Genomic DNA, 24,003 nt, shown 5'->3' with positions numbered 1-24,003 from the left:
CGCGCGGCTTTCAGGCCATCAGCAGGGACGGGCGGGCGAAGAAGTAGCCCTGGAAGAGATCGAAACCGAGCTCGACGCAACGGCGGGCTCGCTCCAGCGTATCCACCTTTTCCGCCAGCAGCTTCGCCGGATGCAGCCGCAGGCGGCGCACCAGCAGCTCCAACGCTTCGGGCTCGAGCTGAAGAATGTCAATTTTCACGACATCCACGATGTCCAGCAGCGGCTCCATCTCGCGACTCACGCTGCAGACGTCGTCGAGGGCGAGGCGGTAGCCGAGGTGCTTCAATGTGGAGCAACGCTCCACAACGGCGCAGTCGATCGTGACCGTTTCCAGCAGTTCGAGCAGCACGCGATCGCGCGGCAGGCGTTCGACGCGACCGCTCATCAGCATTTCCGCGTCGACATTGACGAAGCCGGCACTGCCGCCGATCACGCTGTTCAGGCCGAGACGGCCGAAGGCATGCGCAATGACCTGCGCCGTGGCGCGCGCGTCGTCGGTGACGCGGGCTTCGCCCGATTCGTCTTCGCGAAAGAGCAGTTCGTAGGCGGCAACCTTGCGCTGCCGGTCGAAGATCGGCTGGCGCGCGAGAAAGACGTCGTTCCTGGATTTCATGGTTGCCTCCTCCGCGGGCGAATTTCCTGCCCCGCAACGGTAACGAGCAATACTCGTGCCGTACCCTCACTAACGCGCCGACCGCGGGTCCCGCCGACAGGAGTTGCGAATTGCCCCAGGCACCGGCGTTAATTCGGGTCATTTTCCCCACCGATAGTGGGGGACCGGTCGTCCGTACACACCACGCAACAGAGCATTGCCAACTTGTTAACGACTGGCTCGACCCGAATCATCCGGGCGCGCAAGGTCGACTGGTAAAATTGTGTTTCAGAATCGATTTTCGACCCCGACCGCCGCCAGCGGCGACACACGAAACATACAAGACATGAACGACCCGCACGCAACCAGCCTGCAGGCAAGCACAGTTTCCGAACGGACCCGGATCAAGGTCTGGGACATGCTCGTACGCATCTTCCACTGGACCCTGGTCGTGTCCTTCACGACCGGTTATCTGGTCACCGACAAATTCCCGCTGCACGCCTACGCCGGGTACACGATCTTCACGCTGATCGTGGTCCGCATCGTCTGGGGATTCGTCGGGACGCAATACGCCCGCTTCTCGGCCTTCACCTACAGCGTCGACGAGACGGTGCAGTATCTGCTTTCCGCCCTGCGCATGGGCAAGGCTCGCGAATATCTCAGCCACAATCCCATGGGCGCGATCATGGTGTATCTGCTGCTGGCGATGCTGCTATGCAATACGGTCATCGGCACGATGCTGTACGGCGCGCAGCAGCTCGAAGGTCCGCTGGCCGAGATCGTGCCGACGCTGTGGGACGAGAATCTCGAGGTGATCCACAAGTTCATGGCGAAGGCCTTGCTGACACTGGCGTGTTTTCACCTTGGCGGAGTGCTGTGGGCGACCTGGTGGCACAGGCAGAACTACGTGCTCGCGATGTTCACCGGCTACAAGTCGGCCTTCACGCGGCGCGAACACCGCGAGGGCTCGGGGAAGGTGTGGACGCCCGAGGAACGCGCCCGCCACGTCAAGCAGCAACGCTGAGCTTCACCGTTGCCGATGCGGGCACGCAATCGGGCCCGCAGCAAGCTCATTCGGCGGGCTCCACATGCGTAGTCAGGCGTGCGCCGGCCTGTGCCTCCACGGCCCGCTCGACTTCATCGGCAAGCGCATGGGCGCGGGCGACCGACCAGTCGCCCGGCAGGCGGATGTCCACATGCGCGAAATGCATCGCGCCGGCAACGCGGGTCTTGAGGTTCGCGAAGTGGCAGCCGCGGGCGGTGAATGACGCGAGCACCGCCTCGATGCGTTCGATTTCCTCGGCGGCGAGCGCCCGGTCCATCAGCCCATCGACCGAGCGCTGCATCAGCCCCCAGCCCTCGCGCAGGATGTTCAGCGCGACCGCCGCGGCGATGATCGGATCCAGCCAGCCGAGGCCGCTTGCACTCGCGAGCGCGACGCCGACGACCACCCCGGCGGTGGTCCACACGTCCGTCATCAGGTGACGGGCGTCGGCCTCCAGCGCCAGCGAACGGTTCGCGCGCCCGACCTGGAAGAGGATGCGTGCGACGACGAAGTTGACCAGGCTCGCGCCGACTGACAACGCGGTGCCGATGCCCAATTCGCCCAACGGCTGCGGATGAAGCAGGCGCTCGCCGGCGACGAACAGGATGGCCAGCGCGGCGATGAAGATCATCACGCCCTCGAAGGCGGCGGAAAAGTATTCGGCCTTGCCGTGACCGTAGGGGTGTCCGGGGTCGGCCGGCGCCCGCGCAAAGGACACCATCAGCAGCGCGAAGGACGCACCGGCGAGGTTGACGAGGGATTCGAGGGCATCCGAAAGATAGCCGACCGATCCGGTGAGCCACCACGCACCGGTCTTCATGCCGATGGTCGTGAGCGCGGCGGCCACGGAGAGCAGCAGCGCCTGTTGGGGAGTGAGCGTACGCATGATGTCGGTAACGTTGCGATGGCCGACATGGTAAACCACGCGGGCCGGCCCCACGCGCAATGGCCAGCACCGATGATGCTTGCGGAATAGGATCGAAGCGCCAACAATGCCCTTTCTGTCGCAAACGCCGGGGAGACCGAGATGGGACTGTTGGACGGATTGGCTGGCCAGGTGCTGGGAAGCATGCTGGGCGGCGGGCAGCAGCAGGGAGCGCAGGGAACGGGTGGCGCGCTGCTGCAGATCGCGATGAACCTGCTGCAGAACCAGCCGGGCGGACTCGCCGGCCTGCTGCAGCGGTTCCAGAACGCGGGGCTCGGCAATGCGGCGGCGTCGTGGGTCGGTACCGGCCCGAACACCGTGATCGACGGCGATCAGCTGTCGAACGCGCTCGGAGCCGACACGATTGGCGGCATCGCGAAGCAGCTCGGCATCCCGCAGCAGGAGGCGGCGGGCGGGCTCGCGGCACTGCTGCCGCAACTCATCGACCAGCTCACGCCGCAGGGACGCGTGCCCGACGACAACGCCATACCGGACGGCCTGGCGGACCTGGCGTCGAAACTCCTGCGCGGTTGATCGCGCGCCGCGGCCGGCCCCCTTCCTCCGCGGAGCTTGGGGGCGCCGGCCGCGCGTCGCCGCTCAGCGCTTGAAGCGCTCCTCGGCGATCGCGTCGGCGACTTCCCCGGTCGGACGCTCTTCCTTGCGCGCGCGCGCGAAGATTTCCATCAGGTTGTCGTAGATGCTTTCGACGTGGCTCTTGAGCGCAGCGCGGTCGAAGTTGCCGGTGCGCTCGTAATACACGTCGATGATGCCGCCGGCGTTGATGACATAGTCGGGCGCGTAGAGGATGCCCTTGTTCATCAGCGCGAGCCCGTGGCGCGGTTCGGCGAGCTGGTTGTTGGCGGCGCCGGCGACGATCTTGACCTTCAGCTGCGGGATGGTCTGGTCGTTGATGATCGCGCCCATCGCGCACGGGGCAAAGACGTCGACATCGAGGCCGAAGATCTCGTCCGGCGCGACGACGGTTGCGCCGATTTCCTTGGCGGCACGCAGCAGCGGCTCGCGATGGATGTCGGTGACCCACAGTTGCGCGCCGGCTTCCTTCAGCTGGCGGGCGAGGTCGAAGCCGACGTTGCCGAGGCCCTGCACGGCGATCTTCAGACCGGCGAGCGAATCGCGGCCGAGGCGCTCCTTCACGGCAGCCTTGATGCCGACGAAGGTGCCGTAGGCGGTCGCTGGCGAGGGGTCGCCGCTGCGGGTGCCGTTTTCGGACGGCTTGTCGACGATGCCGGCGACGTGCTGGGTGAACTGGGACATGAACTTCATGTCGTCGACGCCGGTGCCGGAGTCTTCCGCGGCGATGTAGCGGCCATTGACGCGCTCGACGGCCTGGGCGAAGGCCTTCAGCAGCTCGGGCGTCTTGTCGGTGCGCGGATTGCCGATGATCACGGACTTGCCGCCGCCGAGCTTGAGGTTGGCCATCGCCGACTTGTAGGTCATGCCGCGCGACAGGCGCAACACGTCGCGGATCGCTTCCTCTTCGCTGGCGTAGGGCCACATGCGGCAGCCGCCCAACGCCGGGCCGAGGTTGGAGTTATGCACCGCGATGATGGCCTTCAGGCCGCTCTTCTCGTCGCTGCAGAAAACGACCTGTTCGTGGTCGGCGAAATCGCTCAGGTTGAAAACGCTCATGATGTCTCCTTCATTGGTCTGGAAAGGGTGCAACGCCCCCTCCACCACGGCTCATGGCCGTGGCGGAAGGTTTGCTGCGAGGGGGGGGTGAAGCAGGGGTTTCGCGGAGCACCGCTCCGCGCCTGCTGAACGGCGGAGCGAAGCGGAGACTCCCAACGGGTTTAGCCGGGAATCACCGCAATGGTCTTGCGGACCTTGGCGCCGTTGCCGTCCGCCGGGCGCTCCTTGCGGCGGAAGGCCGCGAGGAGTTGGCCTTCACGCATCCGCGCACTGCGCAGGTAGCGCTCGCGGATGTGGCCGAAGCCGCGGATCTGCTCGGGCAGGTTCGCGAGTTCGACGGCGGTTTCGAAGTTCGACTTCTCGAGGCCGACGAGGATCTCCTCGACGATGCGCTCGTACTCGGCGATCAGCTGGCGGTCGAGCTTGCGGTCGTGGGTGCGGGCGAAGGGGTCGAGCGCCGTGCCGCGCAGGCCCTTCATCTTCGCCAGCACGCGCATCGCCTTGAGCATCCACGGACCGTACTTCTTCTTCTGCAGCTGACCGGTCTGCGGGTCCTTGTCGGCGAGGGCCGGCGGCGCCATGTGGAAGACGAGCTTGTAGTCGCCTTCGAACTGCTCCTCGACGCGCTTGAGGAAGTCGCTGTCGGTGTAGAGGCGCGCCACTTCGTACTCGTCCTTGTAGGCCAGCAGCTTGTGGTAGCCCCGCGCGACCGCTTCGGTGAGCAGGGTCATACCCGGCTGGACCTTCGCTTCCGCGGCACGCACGCGCTCGACGAGCTTGGCGTAGCGTTCGGCGTAGGCGGCGTCCTGGTAGTCGGCGAGGTAGGCCTTGCGACGGGCGATCACTTCGTCGAGCGAGGCCGACAGCTTGTGATGCTCCGGCGTGCCGTGCTGCGGCTTCGCGGCCGTGGCGACGGCGTCCGGATCGACCGCGGCGCGGCGGCCCCACTGGAAGGCGGACTTGTTGGCCTCGATCGCGGCGCCGTTGAGCTCGATTGCACGCATGATCGCGTCGCGCGTCAGCGGCACGAGGCCGCGCTGCCAGGCGAAGCCGAGCATGAAGAGGTTGGTCGCGATCGAGTCGCCGAGGATTGCGGTGGCGAGGCGCGAGGCTTCGAGGAACTCGACGTTCTGATTGCCGACGGCGTCGACGATCTGGGACTCCATCGAGCCGGCCGGGAACTGCGGGTCCGGGTGCTTGACCACGTTGCCGCTGCGGGCCTGCGCCGCAAAGCCGCGGACGAATTCGCTGGTGTTGGTCTGGTCGCGGTTGATGACGACGCGGGTGTGGCCGGTACGCATCTTCGCGAGCGATTCGTCGCTCGCCGACACCACGAGGTCGCAGCCGATGACGACGTTGGCTTCACCGGCGGCGACGCGCGCGGCGAAGATGTCCTCGGGCCGGTTGGCGATCTTGACGTGCGACCACACCGCCCCGCCCTTCTGCGCGAGGCCGGCCATGTCGAGGATCGACACGCCCTTGCCTTCGAGGTGCGCGGCCATGCCGAGCAGCGCGCCGATCGTCACGACGCCGGTACCGCCAACGCCGGTGATGAGGATGCCCCACGGCGCATTGGTCGCCGGCAGCGTCGGTTCGGGCAGCGACGCGAACACGTCCGCCGCCGCCGTCGCGGCCTTGCCCTTACGCAGCTTGCCGCCTTCGATCGTCACGAAGCTCGGGCAGAAGCCCTTCACGCACGAGAAGTCCTTGTTGCACGCGGACTGGTCGATGGTGCGCTTCCTGCCGAACTCGGTCTCCACCGCCGTCACCGACATGCAGTTCGACTTCTCGCTGCAGTCGCCGCAGCCTTCGCACACCAAGTCGTTGATCACGACGCGCTGCGCGGGATCCGGGAACTTGCCGCGTTTCCTGCGGCGGCGTTTCTCTGCGGCGCAGGTCTGGTCGTAGATGATCGCGGTGACGCCCGGCACTTCGCGCAGCTCGCGCTGCACCGCGTCGAGCTCGTCGCGGTGGCGGATCGGCACCCCGTGCGGCAGGTCCGACGGGCCGTAGGCGCGCGGTCCGTCATTGACGACGATGATGTTGCCGACGCCTTCGGCCTGGACCTGGCGCGCGATGATCGGCACCGACAGCGTGCCGTCGTGCGGCTGGCCGCCGGTCATCGCGACGGCGTCGTTGTAGAGGATCTTGTAGGTGATGTTGACCTTCGCCGCGACCGCCGCGCGGATCGCGAGGATGCCCGAGTGCATGTAGGTGCCGTCGCCGAGGTTGGCGAAGACGTGCGGCGTCTTCGTGAACGGCGCCTGGCCGACCCAGGGCACGCCCTCGCCGCCCATCTGGCAGAAGGTCTGCGTCGTCTCGGGCGACAGCCAGGTCGCCATGTAGTGGCAGCCGATGCCGGCGATCGCGCGCGAGCCTTCCGGCACCTTGGTCGAGGTGTTGTGCGGGCAGCCCGAACAGTAGTGCGGCACGCGCTGGATCGACAGGCGCGGCTTGGCGAGCGCAGCTTCCTTGGCGTCGAAGAAGGCGAGGCGCGCCTTGATGCGGTCGGAAGTGTAGAAGCGGGCGATGCGCGCGGCGATCACGCGGGCGATCATCGCGGGCGTGAGGTCCCCCGCGGCGGGCAGCATCCAGTCGCTGTGCGGCAGGGCCCATTCGCCCTTCTCGTCGAACTTGCCGATCACGCGCGGGCGGACGTTTTCCTTCCAGTTGTAGAGCTCTTCCTTCAGCTGGTACTCGAGGAACTGGCGCTTCTCCTCGATGACGAGGATTTCGTCGAGGCCGTCGGCGAACTCGCGCACGCCCTCGGCTTCGAGCGGCCACACCATGCCGACCTTGTACAGGCGGATGCCGATCTCGGCGGCGGTGGCGTCGTCGATGCCGAGGTCTTCGAAGGCCTGGCGTACATCGAGGTAGCTCTTGCCGGAGGTGATGATGCCGAGCTTGGCGTTCGGGCTGTCGATCACCGTCTGGTTGAGCTTGTTGGCGCGGCAGTACGCGAGCGCGGCGTACAGCTTGTGGTGCATCAGGCGCTTTTCCTGCACCAGCGGGGGATCGGGCCAGCGCAGGTTGAGGCCGTCGGCCGGGATCGGGAAGTCGGCCGGGATGATCGTCTCGACCTTGAACGGGTCGATATCGACCGAGGCCGAGGTCTCGACGGTGTCGGTCAGTGCCTTGAACGCGACCCAGCAGCCCGAGTAGCGCGACAGCGCGAAGCCGTGCAGGCCGTATTCGAGGTAGTCCTGGATCCCCGCGGGGGCGAGCACCGGCATCATCATCGCCTTGAAGACGTGCTCGGTCTGGTGCGGTAGCGTCGAGGATTTCGCGCCGTGGTCGTCACCGGCGATCACGAGCACGCCGCCGTGCTTCGAGGTGCCCGCGGCGTTGGCGTGGCGGAACACGTCGCCGGTGCGGTCGACACCCGGGCCCTTGCCGTACCAGATCGAGAACACGCCGTCGTACAGCGCGTTCGGGTCGAGGTTCACCTGCTGCGTGCCCCATACCGCGGTCGCCGCGAGGTCTTCATTCAGACCGGGCTGGAAGCGGACGTGATGCGGTTCGAGGTATTTCTTCGCCTTCCAGAATTCCTGGTCGACGTTACCCAGCGGCGAACCGCGGTAACCGGTGACGAAGCCGGCGGTGTTGAGCCCCGCGGCCTGGTCGCGCAGGCGCTGCATGATCGGCAGGCGTACCAGCGCCTGGATGCCGGTCATGTAGGCGCGGCCGGAGGTGAGCGTGTATTTGTCGTCGAGCGCGACGGCGGCGGGGGCCTGCGGGGAGTGGGTGTTCGAATGGGTATTCGACATGGCGCGTGAATCGTCGCAAGCCGCTGGACGCGTGGCGCTCGTGACGCCCGTATCCGGCCTGCCGACGTTGTCTCCTGTATGGTTGCTGTTGTGTGCGTCCGCGGCATCGAACGCGAGTGAGCATCGTAAGGAGATGGCGTCGGGGAGTTTTTTCTTGTTGCAGGCGAATTCACGCGCCGAAGGAAAAAATTTTCCCTACCGTGCATTTTTCGGAAATATCACCCGAATTGCGGGCATTGCACCGCAGCATCCCGGCGCAGCAAGCATGCTGGAGCGCGAAAATTGCCCGGTGAAGCGAAGCGGAGACTCCCGTGCGGGGATGGGAAGGGGGGACTCCGAAGTGCCCGCGAGAAACCCATCCCCATCCTGTCCGTCCCAGGGCTGGCTTTCCACAGCCAGCCCGCTCGGACGGCGCGAAGCGGTGCTTCGCGAAACCCCGTCCTTGCCCCCTTGAAGGGGAAGGTACCTGCTAATGAGCACCTGCGACACACGAAGGAAGGCGTCGGCCGGAACCTAAACTGCTGCACGCAAGATAAGTCCCTCCAAGAACGAACCACTTCACTAGCCGTAGCGACGCGCCGCCTCCACTGCGAGACCGGCGCCGATGCTGCCGTACAGGTCGCCCTCGACGCTGCGCGCCTGCGGCAGTTCGGCGGCGATGCGCGCGCGCAGCTGCGGCACCGCGCTGCCGCCGCCGGTGAAATAGATCGTGTCGACCTGCTCGCGCCGCACGCCGGCCTCGTCGAGCAGCGAGCGCACGCAGGCCGCGACGCGGTCGACCAGCGACAGCGTCGCATCGGCAAAGTCGGCATCGGTGATCGTGTGGCCGAGGCCGGCCTCGAGGCGCCCCAGGTCCATGGTCGCAGCGGGCGCCGCCGACAGGTCGATCTTCGCCTGCTCCACCTGCAGCGCGAGCCAGTGCCCCGCGCGCTGGCTGATCAGCGTCGCGAGACGGTCCAGTTCGGTACGCGCGGCGGCGTCGCGATAGACGTTCTGCAGGTCCACCCACGCCTGTCGCGTGTAGGCGAAGTTGATCGTGTGCCAGGTCGCGAGCTGGAAGAAGATGCTGGACGGAATCTCGGCGCCGCTCTTCATGCGGCTGCGGCAGCCCAACAGCGGCATCACGCATTCCAGGCTAAGCGCGCGGTCGAAATCGGTGCCGCCGATATGCACGCCGCCGTTGCCGAGCAGGTCCTCGCGACGGTCGTGTTCGTCGTGCGAACGGCGCGCACGCTCGGGCGACAGGCGCACCAGCGAAAAGTCTGCCGTGCCGCCGCCAATGTCGGCGATCAGCACCAGCTCCTCGCGCGCGAGCGACAGTTCATAGTGCAGCGCCGCGCCGATCGGCTCGAACTGGAAGCTCACGTCGCGGAAGCCGACTTGGGCTGCGATTTCGGCGAGCGTCTGCTGCGCCCTGCGGTCGGCCTCGTCGTCGTCATCGACGAAGCGCACCGGACGGCCGAACACCGCCTGGTCGAAGCTGCGCCCGGCCTGCGCCTCGGCGCGCGACTTCAGCTCGCCGATGAAGCTCGCGAGCAGATCGCGAAAGCGTAGCGCCCGCCCCTGCACCTCGGTCTGGCCCTCGATCAGGCTGCTGCCGAGCAGGCTCTTCAGCGCGCGCATCAGGCGGCCTTCGTAGCCGTCCAGGTATTCCGCCAGCGCAGCGCGGCCGAACGCGGTGGTCTCCTCGTCGGCGTTGAAGAAGATCGCCGAAGGCAGCGTCGGCTTGCCGTCCTCGAGCGCGAGCAGGGTCGCCGCGCCCGGGCGAACCCAGCCGACCGTGGAGTTGGAGGTGCCGAAGTCGATACCGCAGGCGCGGGCGGGCTGTTGCATGTGACGGACAGGTCGAGACGGGTCGCCGATGCTACCGGAGAGCGACCGGCGCGGCCAGCCGCGATGCGTCGTCCCCATCCCCGAGGTGCACGGCCGCCCGGGTCCGGAAAAAAACAGGCGCTCCTCCAGCGTCAATCATATGCAAAACACTGTTACATATTTCCTCGCTCCCTGTCGATCGCCCCCCTAACCTCGCGATCACGTTACAAGAAATACAGCGATGCGCTTTCGCCTGCGTATCGAATCGAAACTCGGACATACCACGAAAGGGATGGGAAGCATGACATATCGGAATATTCTGCTCACGGCGGCACTCCTCGCCATCTTCGCGAATCCTGCCGCAGCGAAGGATGCCGTTCAAAGCAGCGTGTCGGACTGGACCGGCACGCCCATCATCCAGAACAACGGAAATCCGGACGCACAGGGCACCTTCGCGGTCGGCACGATCCAGCTCACCTACACGGTGGTGGGCTACACCTTTACCGCCGGCGACTTCGGCAGTTTCAAGCTCAACTGGGGCGTGCAGGCGAACTACTCGGGCGGCCAATCGACCAGCTACTCGCCCGACCTCACGCTCAAGATCGAGCAGATCGGTGGCAGCCACCTCGAACTGACACCGTCCCCCGCCGAGTTCAATCCGTTGTCGAATACCGCCCAGGACACGTCCGTCATCGACATCGCAATCGGCAGCAACGTGCCGAACGATCCAGCCCTCAACTGCGACGGCTGTACCCTCGTCGGAAATCTGAAACTCGTCACCGATCCGTCGGGCGCGAAGCTCGACACGGTGACGAACGTACAGGTGAAGCTGGTGCTTGCCCACCCCGACAGTTGCCTGAAGGCCTACAACTTCATCACGAACCAGGATACCGGCAGCGAGATCACTACCACGACGCTGAACGTTGCGACCAATGGTGCCAAGAAGGGAACGGTAACGAGTAGTGCTCCCGGGCAGTTCTCGGATGACGTGCTGGTTGCAAACACCTGCGCGAACGAGCAGGACTTCGATCTGAAGATCGCGCTGGACCCCAACTTCGAGACCAACCCGTCGAACAATGCCGGCAACGCAGTCTTCACATACTCCAAGAACGGGGCGGTCGACCAGCAGAACTTCGACCTCTCGAGCTTCGGTCTTGGCACACCGCAGGGCCAGCAGGTGTGCCTCCGGAATGTGACGATTCCCGCCGACTCCTCCTTCCTTGCCACGGTCCACTCGCAAGTGAAGAAGGGAACGGTTGCGTCAGCCTTGCCCGCCAGCAAGACCTTCCAGTTCGCCGCCGCGCTCCATCAGACGTCCAACTCCGCCTGCGCAGGTGAGTTGCGCACCGATGTCGCACCGGGGAACCCTGTCGGCGCGGCGCTCGGTTTCACTTATTGATACAACCAGGCGTTCCGCTCGCTCAGGCCGCCCACGGGCGGCCTTTGCATTTGTGCCAGTAGGGCACACCTGCCATCTTTGAAGGACGCGGCCGCCCCCCGGCCCGCAATGTCGAGGGCACGAGCCCATTGACGGGAATCACCCGCGCAGAAGGCGGTTGTTGCACCGCGCCACGCCCTTCCGGCACGAATCGGATGAGATCGCCCCCGAAGCAGGAAAATTTTTCCTCCCGGTATCCGTAAATCCCGCAAAAGCCGCAAAACAATTCCGCACGCCCCTCCGTACCATTCATCACCTCGCAACCGCCCCACGAACGGCTGCGAAAAAAATACAGGCAGGAGACAAACCATCGTGGATCGACCGGTTGCCGCGCGAGCGGCCGGTGTCCCTTCGTCTCCGCCACGCCTGTGCAGCAGCACCCGCGCACCGCCCACAAGGAGGAGACACCCATGAAGCAGAACAAACTGATTTTCGCCCTCGCTGCCGCCACCCTCGCCGCCGGCGCAGTTCAAGCCAAGGAAGTCGTCGTGCGCATCGGCCATGCCGGTCCGCTCACCGGCCCGGCCGCGGCCTTCGGCAAGGATGGCGAGAACGGCGCGCGCCTCGCGATCGAGGACGCCAACGCGAAGGGCATCAAGATCGGCGGCGACACGGTCAAGTTCGAACTCGTCAGCGAGGACGACCAGGCCGACCCGCGCACCGCGACCACCGTCGCCCAGCGCCTGACCGACTCCGGCGTGAAGGGCGTGGTCGGCCACGTCACCTCCGGCGCCTCGATCCCCGCCTCGCGCATCTACGAGCAGGCCGGCATCCCGGTGATCACCCCGTCGTCGACCAGCCCCAAGCTGACCCAGCAGGGCTACAAGATGACCTTCCGCGTGATCGCCAATGACCTGCAGCAGGGCAACGCGCTCGGCAAGTACGCGGTCGATCAGCTGAAGGCGAAGAAGATCGCCGTGATCGACGACCGCACCGCCTACGGCCAGGGCCTCGCCGACGCCTTCGCGAACTCGGTGAAGACTTCCGGCGGCCAGATCGCCGGGCGCGAATTCACCAACGACAAGGCCACCGACTTCATGGCGATCCTCACCAAGATCAAGGCCATGAACCCCGACGCCGTGTTCTACGGCGGCATGGACGCGCAGGCCGCCCCGCTCGCGCGCCAGATGAAGCAGCTCGGCATGACCGCCAAGCTGCTGACCGGCGACGGCGGCTGCACCGGGGAGATGATCAAGATGGCGGGCGACGCGCTGTCGGCGACCACCTTCTGCACCCAGGCCGGCATCCCGCTCGACAAGATGCCCGGCGGCGCGGCCTTCCGCACCCAGTTCAAGCAGCGCTTCGGCAACGACATCCACGTCTATGCCCCGTACGCCTACGACGCGATGATGTCGGTCATCGAGGCGATGAAGACGGCCAACTCGGTCGAGCCGGCCAAGTACCAGCCCGCACTGCGCAGCCTCGCCTACCAGGGCGTGACCGGCCCCGTCGCGTTCGACGACAAGGGCGACATCAAGGGCGGTTCGATCACCGTCTACAACTTCGACGCCGGCAAGTGGGCGCCGCTGCAGACCATCCAGTAACCGTTCTCCTCGCGCCGGCCGGCAGTTCCGCGGTCGGCGCACCTCCCCCCCAGAAAACGACGCTCGCCCTGTGTCCGCCGCCCGACGGCGGACACGGCGGCGGCGCTCGTCCGGCAATCCGGCGGCATCTGTCGTCGGGGTGTGCACAGCACCAAGGGTGAATCGATGGAAACCTTCCTGCAACAAACACTCAACGGCCTGGTGTCGGGCAGCATCTATGCGCTCGTCGCGCTGGGCTACACGATGGTCTATGGCATCCTCGGCCTGATCAACTTCGCGCATGGCGAGCTGGTGATGATCGGCGCGCTGGTCGCGCTGCAGACCGTGACCCTGCTCAACGCCGCGGTCCCCGGGCTGCATCCGGTAATCCTGCTGCTCGCCGGCGTAGCCGTCGCAGTGCCCGTGTGCATGGCCGTCGGCTACCTGATCGAGCGCATCGGTTACCGCCGCCTGCGCAACGCGCCGCGCCTGGCGCCGCTGATCACCGCGATCGGCGTGTCCTTCCTGCTGCAGACGCTGGCGATGATCATCTGGGGGCGCGAGTTCCACGTCTTCCCGCAGCTCGTGTCGACGACCCCGATGCAGCCGATGGACGGCGTCGTCGTGTCGCCGCTGCAGATCTTCACCATCGTCGTCGCTTTCGCGCTGATGGGGGGGCTGATGCTGCTGGTGAACAAGAGCCGCCTCGGCCGCGCAATGCGCGCCACCGCCGAGAACCACCGCGTCGCCGGCCTGATGGGCATCAACGCCAACGGCGTGATCGCCGCGACCTTCATCATCGGCTCGGGCCTCGCCGCGCTCGCCGGCGTGCTGTTCGCGTCGAACTACGCCATCGCACACTACGCGATGGGCTTCACGCCGGGTCTCAAGGCCTTCACCGCGGCGGTGCTCGGCGGCATCGGCAACCTGCCGGGCGCGATGGTCGGCGGCCTCGTGCTGGGCCTCGTCGAGAGCTTCGGCGCGGGCTACATCGAGCACCTCACCTTCGGCTTCCTCAACTCGAGCTACCAGGACATCTTCGCCTTCATGATCCTCGGCGCCGTCCTGATCTTCCGCCCGTCCGGCCTGCTCGGCGAACGCGTCGCCGACCGCGCCTGACCTGCCCAGGAAAGCATCCATGACCACGACTTCCTCCGCCCTTCCGCTGCCGGCGAGCTTCGCGTTCGACCGCCGCGTGCAGCGCCCGCTCGTCATCCTGCTCGCGCTCGCGGCGCCGCTGATCGCGCTCGCCATGGGCAAGAGCTGGGTGCGCGTGCTCGACTTCGCGCTGCTGTACGTGCTGCTCGCGATCGGCCTCAACCTCGTCGTCGGCTTCGCCGGCCTGCTCGACCTCGGCTACATCGCGTTCTATGCGGTCGGCGCCTACACCTGGGCCTTCCTCGCCTCGCCGCATTTCGGCATCCACCTGCCGTTCTGGATCGTGCTGCCATTGGGGGCGGCCTTTGCGGCCCTCGCGGGCATTGCGCTGGGTTTCCCGACCCTGCGATTGCGCGGCGACTATCTCGCGATCGTGACGCTGGGCTTCGGCGAGATCATCCGCATCTTCATGAACAACCTGAACCAGCCGATCAACATCACCAACGGCCCGCAAGGCATCGACTCGATCGACCCGCTGACGATCGCCGGGCTCGACCTGTCGCGCGACCTCGATCTGTTCGGCTTCCAGATCTCGTCGCTGCTGCTGTACTACTACGCCTTCCTCGCGTGCGTGGTGTTCGCGATCATCCTCGTGCGCCGCCTGCAGATCTCGCGCATCGGCCGCGCCTGGGCCGCGATCCGCGACGACGAACTCGCGGCCAAGGCGATCGGCATCGACACCCGGATGATGAAGCTGCTCGCGTTCGCGCTCGGCGCGACCTTCGGCGGCGTCTCGGGCGGCCTGTTCGCCGCCTTCCAGGGCTTCGTCAGCCCGGAGAGCTTCAGCCTGATGGAGTCGATCGTGGTGCTGACGATGATCGTGCTCGGCGGCATGGGCAACCTTGCCGGCGTGATCGTCGGCGCAATCATGCTCACTGCGCTGCCCGAGCTGCTGCGCCACTTCGCGGTCCCGATGCAGATGGCGCTGTTCGGCAAGACCCTGCTCGACCCCGAAGTGCTGCGCATGCTGCTGCTGTCGCTGGCGATGATCGTGATGATGCTCGTCCGCCCCGCCGGCCTGCTCCCCGCCCGTACCCGCTATGCCCACCGTGACCGGAGGAACGCATGATCACCCTGCTCGAATCCCGTGCCGTGAATAAACGCTTCGGCGGCCTGAAGGCGCTCACCGACGTGTCGCTGACGATCCGCAAGGGCGAGGTGTACGGTCTCATCGGCCCCAACGGCGCCGGCAAGACCACCTTCTTCAACGTGCTCACGGGCGCCTACGCGATCGACGGCGGCGAGTTCGTCATGAACGGCGCCGAGTTGCCCGCGGCCACGCCGCATCTGGTCGTGCAGCACGGCATCGCCCGCACCTTCCAGAACATCCGCCTGTTCCGCGAACTCACCGCGCTGGAGAACGTGATGGCCGGCCACCACATCCGCTCGTCCGCGGGCGTGTGGGGCATCCTCACGCAAAGCCGCGCCGCGCGCGAAGAGGAGCGCCTGATGCAGGAGCGCGCGCTGGAGATCCTCGACTACGTCGGCATCGGCCGCCACGCCGACACCGTCGCGAGGAACCTCTCCTACGGCGACCAGCGCCGGCTGGAGATCGCCCGCGCGCTGGCGACCGAGCCGCAGCTCCTCGCGCTCGACGAGCCGGCGGCCGGCATGAACGCGACCGAGACCGTCGGCCTGCGCACGCTGGTCGAGACGATCCGCGGCGACGGCATCACCGTGCTGCTGATCGAGCACGACGTGAAACTCATCATGGGACTGTGCGACCGCGTCGCCGTCCTCGACTTCGGCAAGAAGATCGCCGAAGGCACCCCGGCCGAGGTCCAGCGCGACCCCGACGTCATTCGCGCCTATCTGGGAGGCCACCGTGCGCACTGAAAACTCCAACGCTCCGATCCTCGAAGTCCGCGGCCTCAAGGTCGCCTACGGCGGCATCCAGGCAGTCAAGGGCATCGACCTCACCCTGCGCAAGGGCGAGCTGGTATCGCTGATCGGCGCCAACGGCGCCGGCAAGACGACGACGCTCAACACGCTGGCCGGCGTCGTGCCGCACAGCGGCGGCGAGATCCTGTACGCCGGGCAGGAGATCGGCAAGCTGCCCTCGCACCTGCGCCTGCGCAAGGGCCTCGCCCTCGTGCCGGAAGGCCGCGGCATCTTCACGCGCCTGACCGTCGCCGAGAACCTGCAGACCGGCGCCTACACGCGCCGCGACACGGACGGCATCGCCGCCGACATGGAGAAGGTGTTCGCGCTGCTGCCGCGCGTGAAGGAGCGCCTCAACCAGGTCGCCGGCACGCTGTCCGGCGGCGAGCAGCAGATGGTCGCGATCGGCCGCGCGCTGCTGTCGCGCCCGCAGGTGCTGCTGCTCGACGAACCGTCGATGGGCCTCGCACCGCTGGTGGTCGAGAAGATCTTCGAGGTGATCCACTCGATCACGCGCGAAGGTATGGGCGTGCTGCTGGTCGAGCAGAACGCCAACCTCGCGCTCGAAGTGTCGGAACGCGCCTACGTGATGGAAGGCGGCCGGGTCACGCTGGAAGGCACCGGCAAGGCGCTGCTCGACGACCCGAAGGTGCGCAGCGCCTACCTGGGCGAAGACATCGCGGAACTGGCCGCGGCCTGAGTCCGGCCGCCGTTCAGGACGTCACCAACGACGGCGTTGCCCGCCCTACAGCGGCAACGCCGTCTCGTTCTTGATCTCGCGCAGCGCGACGCTCGAATTGGTGACGTCGACTTCCGGGATCTTCAGCAGGAAATTGTGCATGAAGGACGACAGCGCTTCGAGGTTGGGCAGGTAGAGCTTCAGCAGGCAGTCCGTCTCGCCGAGCAGCTCGTAGCATTCGATGACCTCGTCGCAGCCCTTCACCGCCTGCTCGAAGCGGTCGAGCACGTCGGCGCTGTGCTTCTTGAGCTTCACGCGCACCCACACGCAGGTCTCCAACCCGAGCTTCCTGCGGTCGAGCAGGGCGACGTAGCCGCGGATCAGACCCGCCTCTTCCAGCTCGCGCACCCGCCGCCAGCACGGCGACGATGAAAGCCCCACCTTCTCGGCGAGATTCTGCGTGCTGATCGTCGAGTCCTTCTGCAGCAACGCGAGGATGCGCCGCTGTACCGGATCGAGTTTCATGTCTCCCCTCTTGTTGTCGTGACGGGCGAACGGGCGCCCGTGGCGGCGCGCCGGCCGGATGCCCGGTGGCGCGACACCGGGGCCTATGCGTGGCCCCTTGTCGTTCTAGGTGATCAGAAAACCTTCAACAGCTCGACCTCGAACACCAGCGTCGCGTTCGGGGGGATCACGCCGCCCGCGCCGCGCGCGCCGTAGCCCAGCTCGGGCGGGATCGTCAGCTTGCGCTTGCCGCCTTCCTGCATGCCCTGCACGCCTTCGTCCCAGCCGCGGATCACGTGACCGGCGCCCAGCGGGAAGTCGAAGGGGTCGTTGCGGTCCTTGCTCGAATCGAACTTGCGGCCGTCGGTCAGCCAGCCGGTGTAATGCACCGACACGCGCTTGCCCGCGGCGGCGGTGGCGCCGCTGCCGACTTCCAGCTCTTCGATGACGAGGCCGCTGGCGGTGGTGTTTTGGGACATCGGAACTCTCCTGCGGGGTTAAAACCGCGATTCTAACCGCCCCGTCGACGCCGGCTGGCGAACTTCTCGCGGAACTTGGAGATCTTCGGCGCGACGATGTACTGGCAGTAGGGCTGGTCCGAGTTGTTCGCGTAATAATTGTGATGATAGGGCTCGGCGGGCCAGAAGGTGCCCGCACGCTCGACCTTGGTGACGATCGCGCTCGGATAGACGCGCGCCTCCCCCATGTGCTCGATCAGATCCAGCGCCGTGTGCAGCTGCTCGTCGCTCACCGCAAAGATCGCCGAGCGGTACTGCGTGCCGATGTCGTTGCCCTGGCGGTTCAGGCTCGTGGGGTCATGGATGACGAAGAAGATCTCCAGCAGGTCACGATAGCTCACCACCGCCGGGTCGAAGACGATCTGCACCGCCTCGGCGTGACCGGTGCCGCCGTCGCAGACTTGCCGGTAGGTGGGCGCCTCGACACGCCCGCCGATGTAGCCCGAAGTCACCGACTCCACGCCGTTCACTTCCTTGAACACTGCTTCGAGGCACCAAAAACATCCCCCCGCGAGAATGGCGGTCTCGCGTGCTGCGGGTGCGTCGTTCTTCGTCATGCATGTGTCTCCGTGGATGCCCGCGATTAAGACAGCATCGTCGGGCCGCGATTCCCGTTATTCGAACGAGATCGTGTAATAGATATCGGCCGCGTTGTCGCTCCCGCCGCGCGCCACCAGCGACACCCTGCGACTGAGCTGATACGTCAGCTTGACGAGGCTTTCGGCCCCGCCCAGGCTCTGCTCGAAGGACAGGACGAGGTCCGACGACAGCCGCTTGCCCAGCGTCAGAACCTGCCCGCCGACGTTGTCGCCACCAGTTACGATGGTACCTTCTCCGACAACGCGGCTGGTGGCAGTTCGGGTGACACCGCCAACTTCTCCCTGGCCGATGCTCAATTCGTCGAAGCCGAGGCTGCGCGACAGCTGCTCGGTCATGCCGCCGCCAGCCCCGCCCAACAGGGCTTGCGCCGCCGGCAGCAGCAGCCCCATATCCCCGCCGCCGCCCGCGCTCGGCGCACGCCCGAGCACGATCCACGACAACTTTTCGGGGTCGGGCACGTTCGGCTCCGACACCAGCCGGATGCGGGGTCGCCGCGCACTGCCGACGATCTCGATGCCCGCCTCGACCGCCAGGCCCTTGCGCAGCGCGACGACGTTCAGGCCGGGGTTGTCGGGCGCGCCCTGGAAGTTGATCCGCCCGCGCTCGATCGCCAGCAACTGGCCGTAGCCGCGGTAGGTCCCGCCGGACGTCGCGATCGTGCCGATCGCGCTCGGCGGCACGCCATCGCGCAGGCGCAGGCGCAGCCCGCCGGTCAGGCGCGTATCGACCCCCAGCGCCGACAGGTAGAAGTGATCCCCCAGCGCCACCGCGACGTCGGCCGCGACCCGCAGCCCGCCGCCGCTGGTGCGCGGTTCGCGGCCGAGGATCACGACGTCGTCCGAGAGGCTCGGCGCAGGCGTATCGGCCAGCTCGATGTAGCCTGCATCGGCGCTCAGGTTCGCTGCAAGGTCCACGTGCGTCCAGGTGCTGTTGGCCGCGCCGACGCCGGACAGGATCAGCCAGCGGTCGCCGCGCTGCAGGATCGGCAGGCGCTCGGCGTCGAAGACGAAATGGCCCTTGCCGCTGTCCAGCGCGATCTCGCCGCTCGCGCTGAGACGCCCCGGCGTGGCCGTGAGCCGCGCCACCGGCGGGCGGGGGTCGCGCGGGCGTACCCGGTTGGGCGATACGAATTCGAGGCGTGCGAGCCGCAAGCGGTCGCGGTCGAACTCCGCCTGCAGATCCCCGCCCGACAGGTGCAGGCCCTGATCCACCAGCGCCAGCGACAGCTCCCGCCCCGTGATCGTGCCGCTCGCCCGCGGTGCGGCCGGCGTGCCGGCGAGCGCCAGGCTCGCACCGAGGCTGCCGCCGGTGACGACGTTCTCCTGCATCAGCCGCCCGACCCAGGCCACCGACGGCATCGCCAGGTGTGCCGAACCGAGCAGCGCCGCATCGGGCGCGAGACGCCAGCCGCCGCCCGGCGTGCGCTCCGCCTGTGCGGTCGCGGCGCCGGCCAGTTCGCCCAGCTCGCTGCCGCGCGCCTCCACGGCCAGCGCGAGGCGGTTGTCGTGGGCGCCGAGGCGCGCCTCCAGGTGCTCCAGTCCCAGGCGCGCCGGGATCTCGCCGGTCACGGTCAGGTCGCCCGCCTCACGGAACACGCGCGCCGAACCCTGCGCCACGTCGGCCAGCGTCAGGTTCCATTCCGCCCCGAGCACCAGCGGCCCCGGCCCGCGACGCGGACGCCCGTCGGGACGCGCCACCAGGCCGAAGGCGAGACCGGTCAGGGAACCGCGCGCGACGATCCGCTGCGGCGACCAGCTGGTCTCGTCCAGGCGGATGCGCCCGCGCTCGCCGGCATCGAGCGCCGCCGCGCCCAGCAGCACGCGCTGCGGTCCGAGCTCCAGCGGCGCCGACGCGGTCAGGCGCGTGGGCCAGCGCCCGCCCGTTTCCAGTGTCGCCAGACGTCCGCGCCATGCCGCGCTGCCGTCCCCGGTGCCGTCCGCCGTGCGCGCTTCCGACGCGTCGCCGGCGAGCCCGCCTTCCAGCCGCAGGCGCAGGCTGTCGCCCCCCAGGCCGCTGGCGACGACATCGACGGCATGCGCCCGCCGGGTCCCGCCGATCCGCAGGCTCGCCTCCGTCACCCAGTCCGGCTCGTCGGCGGACTGCCCACCGGTCGGCGGCTTTTGCGCGTCGCGGGCGACCGACTTCAGCCCCCGCAGCCCCATCGCAAGCCGGACCTCGCCGTCCGCCCCCGCCGCGAGCAGCCCCTCGCCGTCGGCCGACGCAATGCGGACATCGCCCGGCAGGCGCAGCGCCTCGGCCGCGAACTTCACGCTGCCGGCCGGCTGAGCGGCGCCCCCGGAAAGGCTTCCCGCGAACGTCAGCCGGCCGCCGAGCCGCGCATCGAGCGCCGCGAGCGCCGGCGCATCCACATCCACCTTCAGCACGTCCCGCAAAGCGCCCCAGGCGCCGCGCGCGCGCACGCGGTTGCCGGCGAGATCCACGTCCAGTTCGCCATCGGCGAGGCGTGCCCCTTCGACGACCGCACGCAGCTTCCCGCGCACCGGCTTTCCGCGCAGTTGTCCCTGCTGCAGGTCGACGGCGGTCTCGTAGCGGGCTATGTCGCCCAGCGTCGCAGCGAGGCGGAAATCCAGATTCAACTTCGCCTCGGGCGCGTCGGCGATGAAGAAACGGGGATCGAAGGACGCCACGTCGCCGCTCGCGGCGAGGCTGCGCACCCCGGCCTCCCCCTGCGCGGTCAGCACCGCCTGGGCACGCATGCGCATGTCCTTGACGCGCAAATCGAGCTCCGCGCTCTGGCGCTCGCGGTCGCCGTCGGCGTTCAGCCGGCCGACCAGCACCGAGGGAGGCAGACGTCCATCCAGGCGCTGCAGCTCGACGCCCGCCAGCTGCAGCGTGGCGCTCAAACGGCCGAGCGGGTCGGCCGCGGGGGGCGCCGTTGCCGCCCCGTCCGCGCCCTCCCCTGGCGCAGTACCTCGTCCCCCCGGCCGCCAATCCACGTCGCCGGTGACCCGCCCGGCTCCCGCCAGCCGCAGGATCAGGTCTTCGGCCCGCACCCGCTCGGGCGTCCAGAGCAGGCGTGCGGCCAGCTTCGTGAAGGGCAAGCCCTGCCGGTCGATCGCGTCGGGATGAAGATTCTCGATCGTCACCGGCCCCGACAATCCCCAGCCCCCCTGCCCCTCGCCCTGCCCCTCGCCCTGCGCCGACAGGTCCGCCGCGATGCGCAGCGCCGCGCGCGGCGCGGAAGGCTCGAACACGGACGGGTCGAGATCGCCCAGCGCGAGGCGCAGCCGGCGCACGGGCACCGCTTCGAACGGAGCCCCCAGCACCTCGCCGTCACCGCTCAGCCCTGCCCCCTGGGCCTCGATCCGCAGCTGCGGCGCAAGCAGATTACCGTCCGCGACGAACTGCAACCGGTATTCGTGCCCGTTGCTCGTCCCGGTCAGCGCCGCGCTCGCAGACAGTGCGAACGGCGCGCGCCCGTCGATCTCGCCGGCGAACTCGGCCCGCCCGAAGGGCAGGGTCGCCGCAAGGGATTCGATGCGATGGCGGCCGCCATCGCTGCGTGCGCGGGCCGCGAGATCGGCGATTTCGAAGACGGCCCCGGCAGCGGCGAGTTCACCGTCCGCCCATGCGTGCACGACAAGCCGGCCGATGCCGAGCGATTGCGCCGCCAGGGACACCGGCAGCACAAGGGATTCGGGGGGCGTCCGCTGCGCGGGTTCAGCCTGCGGACGCGTGGCGATGTCGACCCGCTCGGCCGCGAGTTCGTCGATCGCGATGCCGCCGTCGAACAAGGCGCCCGGACGCCAGGTCAGCGTTAGCCCTTCGACCCGCAGGCGCAGGTCGGGGCCGTCGATGCGCAGCACCCCGATGCGCAGCGGCCCCGCAAGGCGACCGTCCGGGGAGTCCAGCGTCACCTGTCCGCCGCTCAGCACCGCCGCAAGGACGGCGGCCGCCCGCAGGCCGGATTCGGTCAGCACCAGCCACGCCGCCGCCAGTGCGACCAGCGCCGGCAGCGCGAGCGCCGCCAGCCACAGCCTCGCCGCCCGTCGGCGCGGGCGAACCGGTTTGGCGGGGACCGGCGACGTCATGCGTCGCTCCGCTCAGCCGAACAGCGCGCGCAACTCCTCGCCCGGATCCGGCGCACGCATGAAGGCTTCGCCGACGAGGAAGGCGTGCACGGCGTTCGACCGCATCAGCGCCACGTCCTGCGGCTTGAGAATGCCGGACTCGGTGACGACGATGCGTCCGGCGGGGACGCGCGGCAGCAGGTCCAGCGTCGTCTGCAGGCTGACCTCGAAGCTGCGCAGGTTGCGGTTGTTGATGCCGACGAGCGGGGTCGCGAGCTGCAGCGCGACGTCGAGCTCGGCCGCGTCATGCACCTCGACGAGCACGGCCATGCCCAGACTCGCCGCGATCGCCTCCATCTCCTGCATCTGCGCGAGATCGAGCGCCGCCGCGATCAGCAGGATCGCATCCGCGCCCATCGCGCGCGCCTCGTACACCTGCCACGCGTCGACGAGGAAGTCCTTGCGCAGCGCCGGCAGGGCGCACGCCGCACGCGCCGCCTGCAGGTACTCGGGCGCCCCCTGGAAGAACTGGCGGTCGGTCAGCACCGACAGGCAGGCCGCTCCCGCGCGCTCGTACTGCACGGCGATTTCGGCCGGGCGGAAGTCCGCGCGGATCACGCCCTTCGACGGGCTCGCCTTCTTGACCTCGGCGATCACCGCGGCGTCACCGGCCGCGATCTTCGCGCGCATCGCGCCGACGAAATCGCGCGCTGCCGGCGCGAACTCGGCCTCCGCACGCACGCGCTCGAGGGGTCGAAGTGCCTTGCCCGCCGCCACTTCCTCGGCCTTCACGGCGAGGATCTTGTTCAGGATGTCACTCATGCTGGTGCCTGCCTCACGCGAACTGGCGGTTGAAGGCGAGGAACGCCTCGAGCTTCGCCCGCGCCGCGCCACTGGCGATGATCTCGCGCGCACGCACGATACCTTCAGCGATCGAGTCGGCGAGGTTCGCCGTGTACAGCGCCACCCCCGCGTTCAGGATCACGATGTCGCGCGCCGGGCCCGGCTTGTTGTCGAGCACGCCGAGCAGCACCGCCTTCGACTCCTCGGCGCTCTGCACCTGCAGGTTGCGCGTGCCGGCCATCGCCATGCCGAAGTCCTCGGGATGGATCTGGTACTCGCGGATCGCGCCGTCCTTCAGCTCGCCGACCATCGTCGCAGCGCCCAGGCTCACCTCATCCATGCCGTCCAGGCCGTAGACGACCAGCACGTGCTTCGCACCAAGGCGCTCCATCACGCGTGCCTGGATGCCGACGAGGTCGGGGTGGAACACGCCCATCAGCGTGTTCGGCGCGCCAGCGGGGTTCGTCAGCGGGCCGAGGATGTTGAAGATCGTGCGCACGCCCATCTCGCGGCGCACCGGCGCGACGTTCTTCATCGCGCTGTGGTGGGCCGGCGCGAACATGAAGCCGATGCCGGTGGCCTCGATCGAGGCCGCCACCTGTTCGGGCGTCACGCCGAGCTTCACGCCCAGCGCCTCGAGCACGTCCGCGGCACCGCTCTTCGACGACACGCTGCGCCCGCCGTGCTTGGCGACGCGTGCGCCGGCCGCCGCGGCGACGAAGATCGTCGTCGTCGAGATGTTGAAGGTGTTGGCGCCGTCGCCGCCGGTCCCGACGATGTCGAGGAAGTTCTGGTCCGGCCCCGCGACCTGCACCTTGGTCGACAGCTCGCGCATCACGGTCGCGGCGGCGGTGATCTCGCCGATCGTCTCCTTCTTCACGCGCAGGCCGGTGAGGATCGCGGCGGTCATCACCGGCGAGATCTCGCCGGCCATGATCTGGCGCATCAGCGACAGCATCTCGTCGTAGAAGATCTCGCGGTGGTCGATCGTGCGCTGCAGCGCGTCCTGGGCAGTAATCGTCATGGCAATCCTTGTC

At 67.9% G+C, this 24,003-nt stretch carries 18 protein-coding genes and 1 pseudogene; 8 read left to right on the top strand and 11 right to left on the bottom strand.

Features of this window, described 5'->3' with window-relative positions:
- Positions 1 to 10: 10 nt before the first annotated feature.
- Complete coding sequence (locus tag BW991_RS10960) at positions 11 to 613, bottom strand: EAL and HDOD domain-containing protein (protein ID WP_076602148.1); 603 nt, start codon at positions 611 to 613, stop codon at positions 11 to 13.
- 325 nt (positions 614 to 938) lie between these two features.
- Between BW991_RS10960 and BW991_RS10955 the strand changes: the two genes are divergently transcribed.
- Entirely contained in the window at positions 939 to 1,616 is a 678-nt protein-coding gene (locus BW991_RS10955; protein WP_076602147.1) for a cytochrome b/b6 domain-containing protein, read from the top strand.
- Positions 1,617 to 1,662: 46 nt separating this feature from the next.
- Here BW991_RS10955 and BW991_RS10950 read toward each other — a convergent pair whose 3' ends face one another.
- Positions 1,663 to 2,523, bottom strand: a complete 861-nt coding sequence (locus BW991_RS10950; protein ID WP_076602286.1) for a cation diffusion facilitator family transporter — start codon at positions 2,521 to 2,523, stop codon at positions 1,663 to 1,665.
- Positions 2,524 to 2,643: 120 nt separating this feature from the next.
- On the opposite strand from BW991_RS10950, the pseudogene BW991_RS10945 reads away from it, so the two are divergent.
- A pseudogene (locus tag BW991_RS10945) lies at positions 2,644 to 3,096 on the top strand (YidB family protein); the annotation flags it as partial.
- A 63-nt stretch (positions 3,097 to 3,159) separates the two neighbouring features.
- Here the strand turns inward: BW991_RS10945 and BW991_RS10940 are convergent.
- The 3 genes from BW991_RS10940 to BW991_RS10930 form a co-directional block, all read right to left on the bottom strand.
- Positions 3,160 to 4,212: a Glu/Leu/Phe/Val dehydrogenase dimerization domain-containing protein gene (locus BW991_RS10940; RefSeq protein ID WP_076602145.1), complete on the bottom strand. Its 1,053-nt coding sequence runs from the start codon at positions 4,210 to 4,212 to the stop codon at positions 3,160 to 3,162.
- Between the two features lie 161 nt (positions 4,213 to 4,373).
- Positions 4,374 to 7,979, bottom strand: coding sequence for an indolepyruvate ferredoxin oxidoreductase family protein (locus BW991_RS10935; protein WP_076602144.1), 3,606 nt, complete (start codon positions 7,977 to 7,979; stop codon positions 4,374 to 4,376).
- A gap of 561 nt (positions 7,980 to 8,540) precedes the next feature.
- On the bottom strand, positions 8,541 to 9,812 hold the full coding sequence (locus tag BW991_RS10930; RefSeq protein ID WP_076602143.1) for an Hsp70 family protein: 1,272 nt from the start codon (positions 9,810 to 9,812) through the stop codon (positions 8,541 to 8,543).
- Between the two features lie 280 nt (positions 9,813 to 10,092).
- Between BW991_RS10930 and BW991_RS10925 the strand changes: the two genes are divergently transcribed.
- From BW991_RS10925 to BW991_RS10900, 6 genes are all read left to right on the top strand, one after another.
- Positions 10,093 to 11,190 carry a hypothetical protein gene (locus BW991_RS10925; protein WP_139335918.1) on the top strand — a complete coding sequence of 366 codons (1,098 nt, stop codon included), beginning with the start codon at positions 10,093 to 10,095 and terminating at the stop codon, positions 11,188 to 11,190.
- A 449-nt stretch (positions 11,191 to 11,639) separates the two neighbouring features.
- Complete coding sequence (locus BW991_RS10920; protein WP_076602141.1) at positions 11,640 to 12,773, top strand: branched-chain amino acid ABC transporter substrate-binding protein; 1,134 nt, start codon at positions 11,640 to 11,642, stop codon at positions 12,771 to 12,773.
- Positions 12,774 to 12,938: 165 nt separating this feature from the next.
- Positions 12,939 to 13,871: a branched-chain amino acid ABC transporter permease gene (locus BW991_RS10915; protein WP_076602140.1), complete on the top strand. Its 933-nt coding sequence runs from the start codon at positions 12,939 to 12,941 to the stop codon at positions 13,869 to 13,871.
- Between the two features lie 19 nt (positions 13,872 to 13,890).
- On the top strand, positions 13,891 to 14,979 hold the full coding sequence (locus BW991_RS10910) for an ABC transporter permease subunit (RefSeq protein ID WP_076602139.1): 1,089 nt from the start codon (positions 13,891 to 13,893) through the stop codon (positions 14,977 to 14,979).
- The gene (locus tag BW991_RS10905) at positions 14,976 to 15,746 is read left to right on the top strand and encodes an ABC transporter ATP-binding protein (protein WP_076602138.1); all 771 of its coding nucleotides are present in this window, start codon (positions 14,976 to 14,978) and stop codon (positions 15,744 to 15,746) included. Before BW991_RS10910 ends, BW991_RS10905 begins: the two co-directional genes overlap by 4 nt.
- Positions 15,736 to 16,491: an ABC transporter ATP-binding protein gene (locus BW991_RS10900; protein ID WP_076602137.1), complete on the top strand. Its 756-nt coding sequence runs from the start codon at positions 15,736 to 15,738 to the stop codon at positions 16,489 to 16,491. Before BW991_RS10905 ends, BW991_RS10900 begins: the two co-directional genes overlap by 11 nt.
- 45 nt (positions 16,492 to 16,536) lie before the next feature.
- Here BW991_RS10900 and BW991_RS10895 read toward each other — a convergent pair whose 3' ends face one another.
- The 6 genes from BW991_RS10895 to trpD form a co-directional block, all read right to left on the bottom strand.
- Positions 16,537 to 16,995: an Lrp/AsnC family transcriptional regulator gene (locus BW991_RS10895; protein WP_076602136.1), complete on the bottom strand. Its 459-nt coding sequence runs from the start codon at positions 16,993 to 16,995 to the stop codon at positions 16,537 to 16,539.
- A gap of 113 nt (positions 16,996 to 17,108) precedes the next feature.
- Positions 17,109 to 17,453: an FKBP-type peptidyl-prolyl cis-trans isomerase gene (locus tag BW991_RS10890; protein ID WP_076602135.1), complete on the bottom strand. Its 345-nt coding sequence runs from the start codon at positions 17,451 to 17,453 to the stop codon at positions 17,109 to 17,111.
- A 32-nt stretch (positions 17,454 to 17,485) separates the two neighbouring features.
- Positions 17,486 to 18,049: a peptide-methionine (S)-S-oxide reductase MsrA gene (gene msrA, locus BW991_RS10885; protein WP_076602134.1), complete on the bottom strand. Its 564-nt coding sequence runs from the start codon at positions 18,047 to 18,049 to the stop codon at positions 17,486 to 17,488.
- A gap of 57 nt (positions 18,050 to 18,106) precedes the next feature.
- On the bottom strand, positions 18,107 to 22,144 hold the full coding sequence (locus BW991_RS10880; RefSeq protein WP_076602133.1) for a translocation/assembly module TamB domain-containing protein: 4,038 nt from the start codon (positions 22,142 to 22,144) through the stop codon (positions 18,107 to 18,109).
- Between the two features lie 12 nt (positions 22,145 to 22,156).
- Positions 22,157 to 22,945, bottom strand: coding sequence for an indole-3-glycerol phosphate synthase TrpC (trpC, locus tag BW991_RS10875; RefSeq protein ID WP_076602132.1), 789 nt, complete (start codon positions 22,943 to 22,945; stop codon positions 22,157 to 22,159).
- Between the two features lie 13 nt (positions 22,946 to 22,958).
- The gene (gene trpD / locus BW991_RS10870) at positions 22,959 to 23,990 is read right to left on the bottom strand and encodes an anthranilate phosphoribosyltransferase (protein WP_076602131.1); all 1,032 of its coding nucleotides are present in this window, start codon (positions 23,988 to 23,990) and stop codon (positions 22,959 to 22,961) included.
- Positions 23,991 to 24,003: the final 13 nt, after the last annotated feature.

The sequence above is a fragment of the Aromatoleum tolulyticum genome, from assembly GCF_900156155.1.
GTDB classification, from domain to species: Bacteria; Pseudomonadota; Gammaproteobacteria; order Burkholderiales; family Rhodocyclaceae; genus Aromatoleum; species Aromatoleum tolulyticum.
This window is presented reverse-complemented; position numbering and strand designations above follow the sequence as displayed.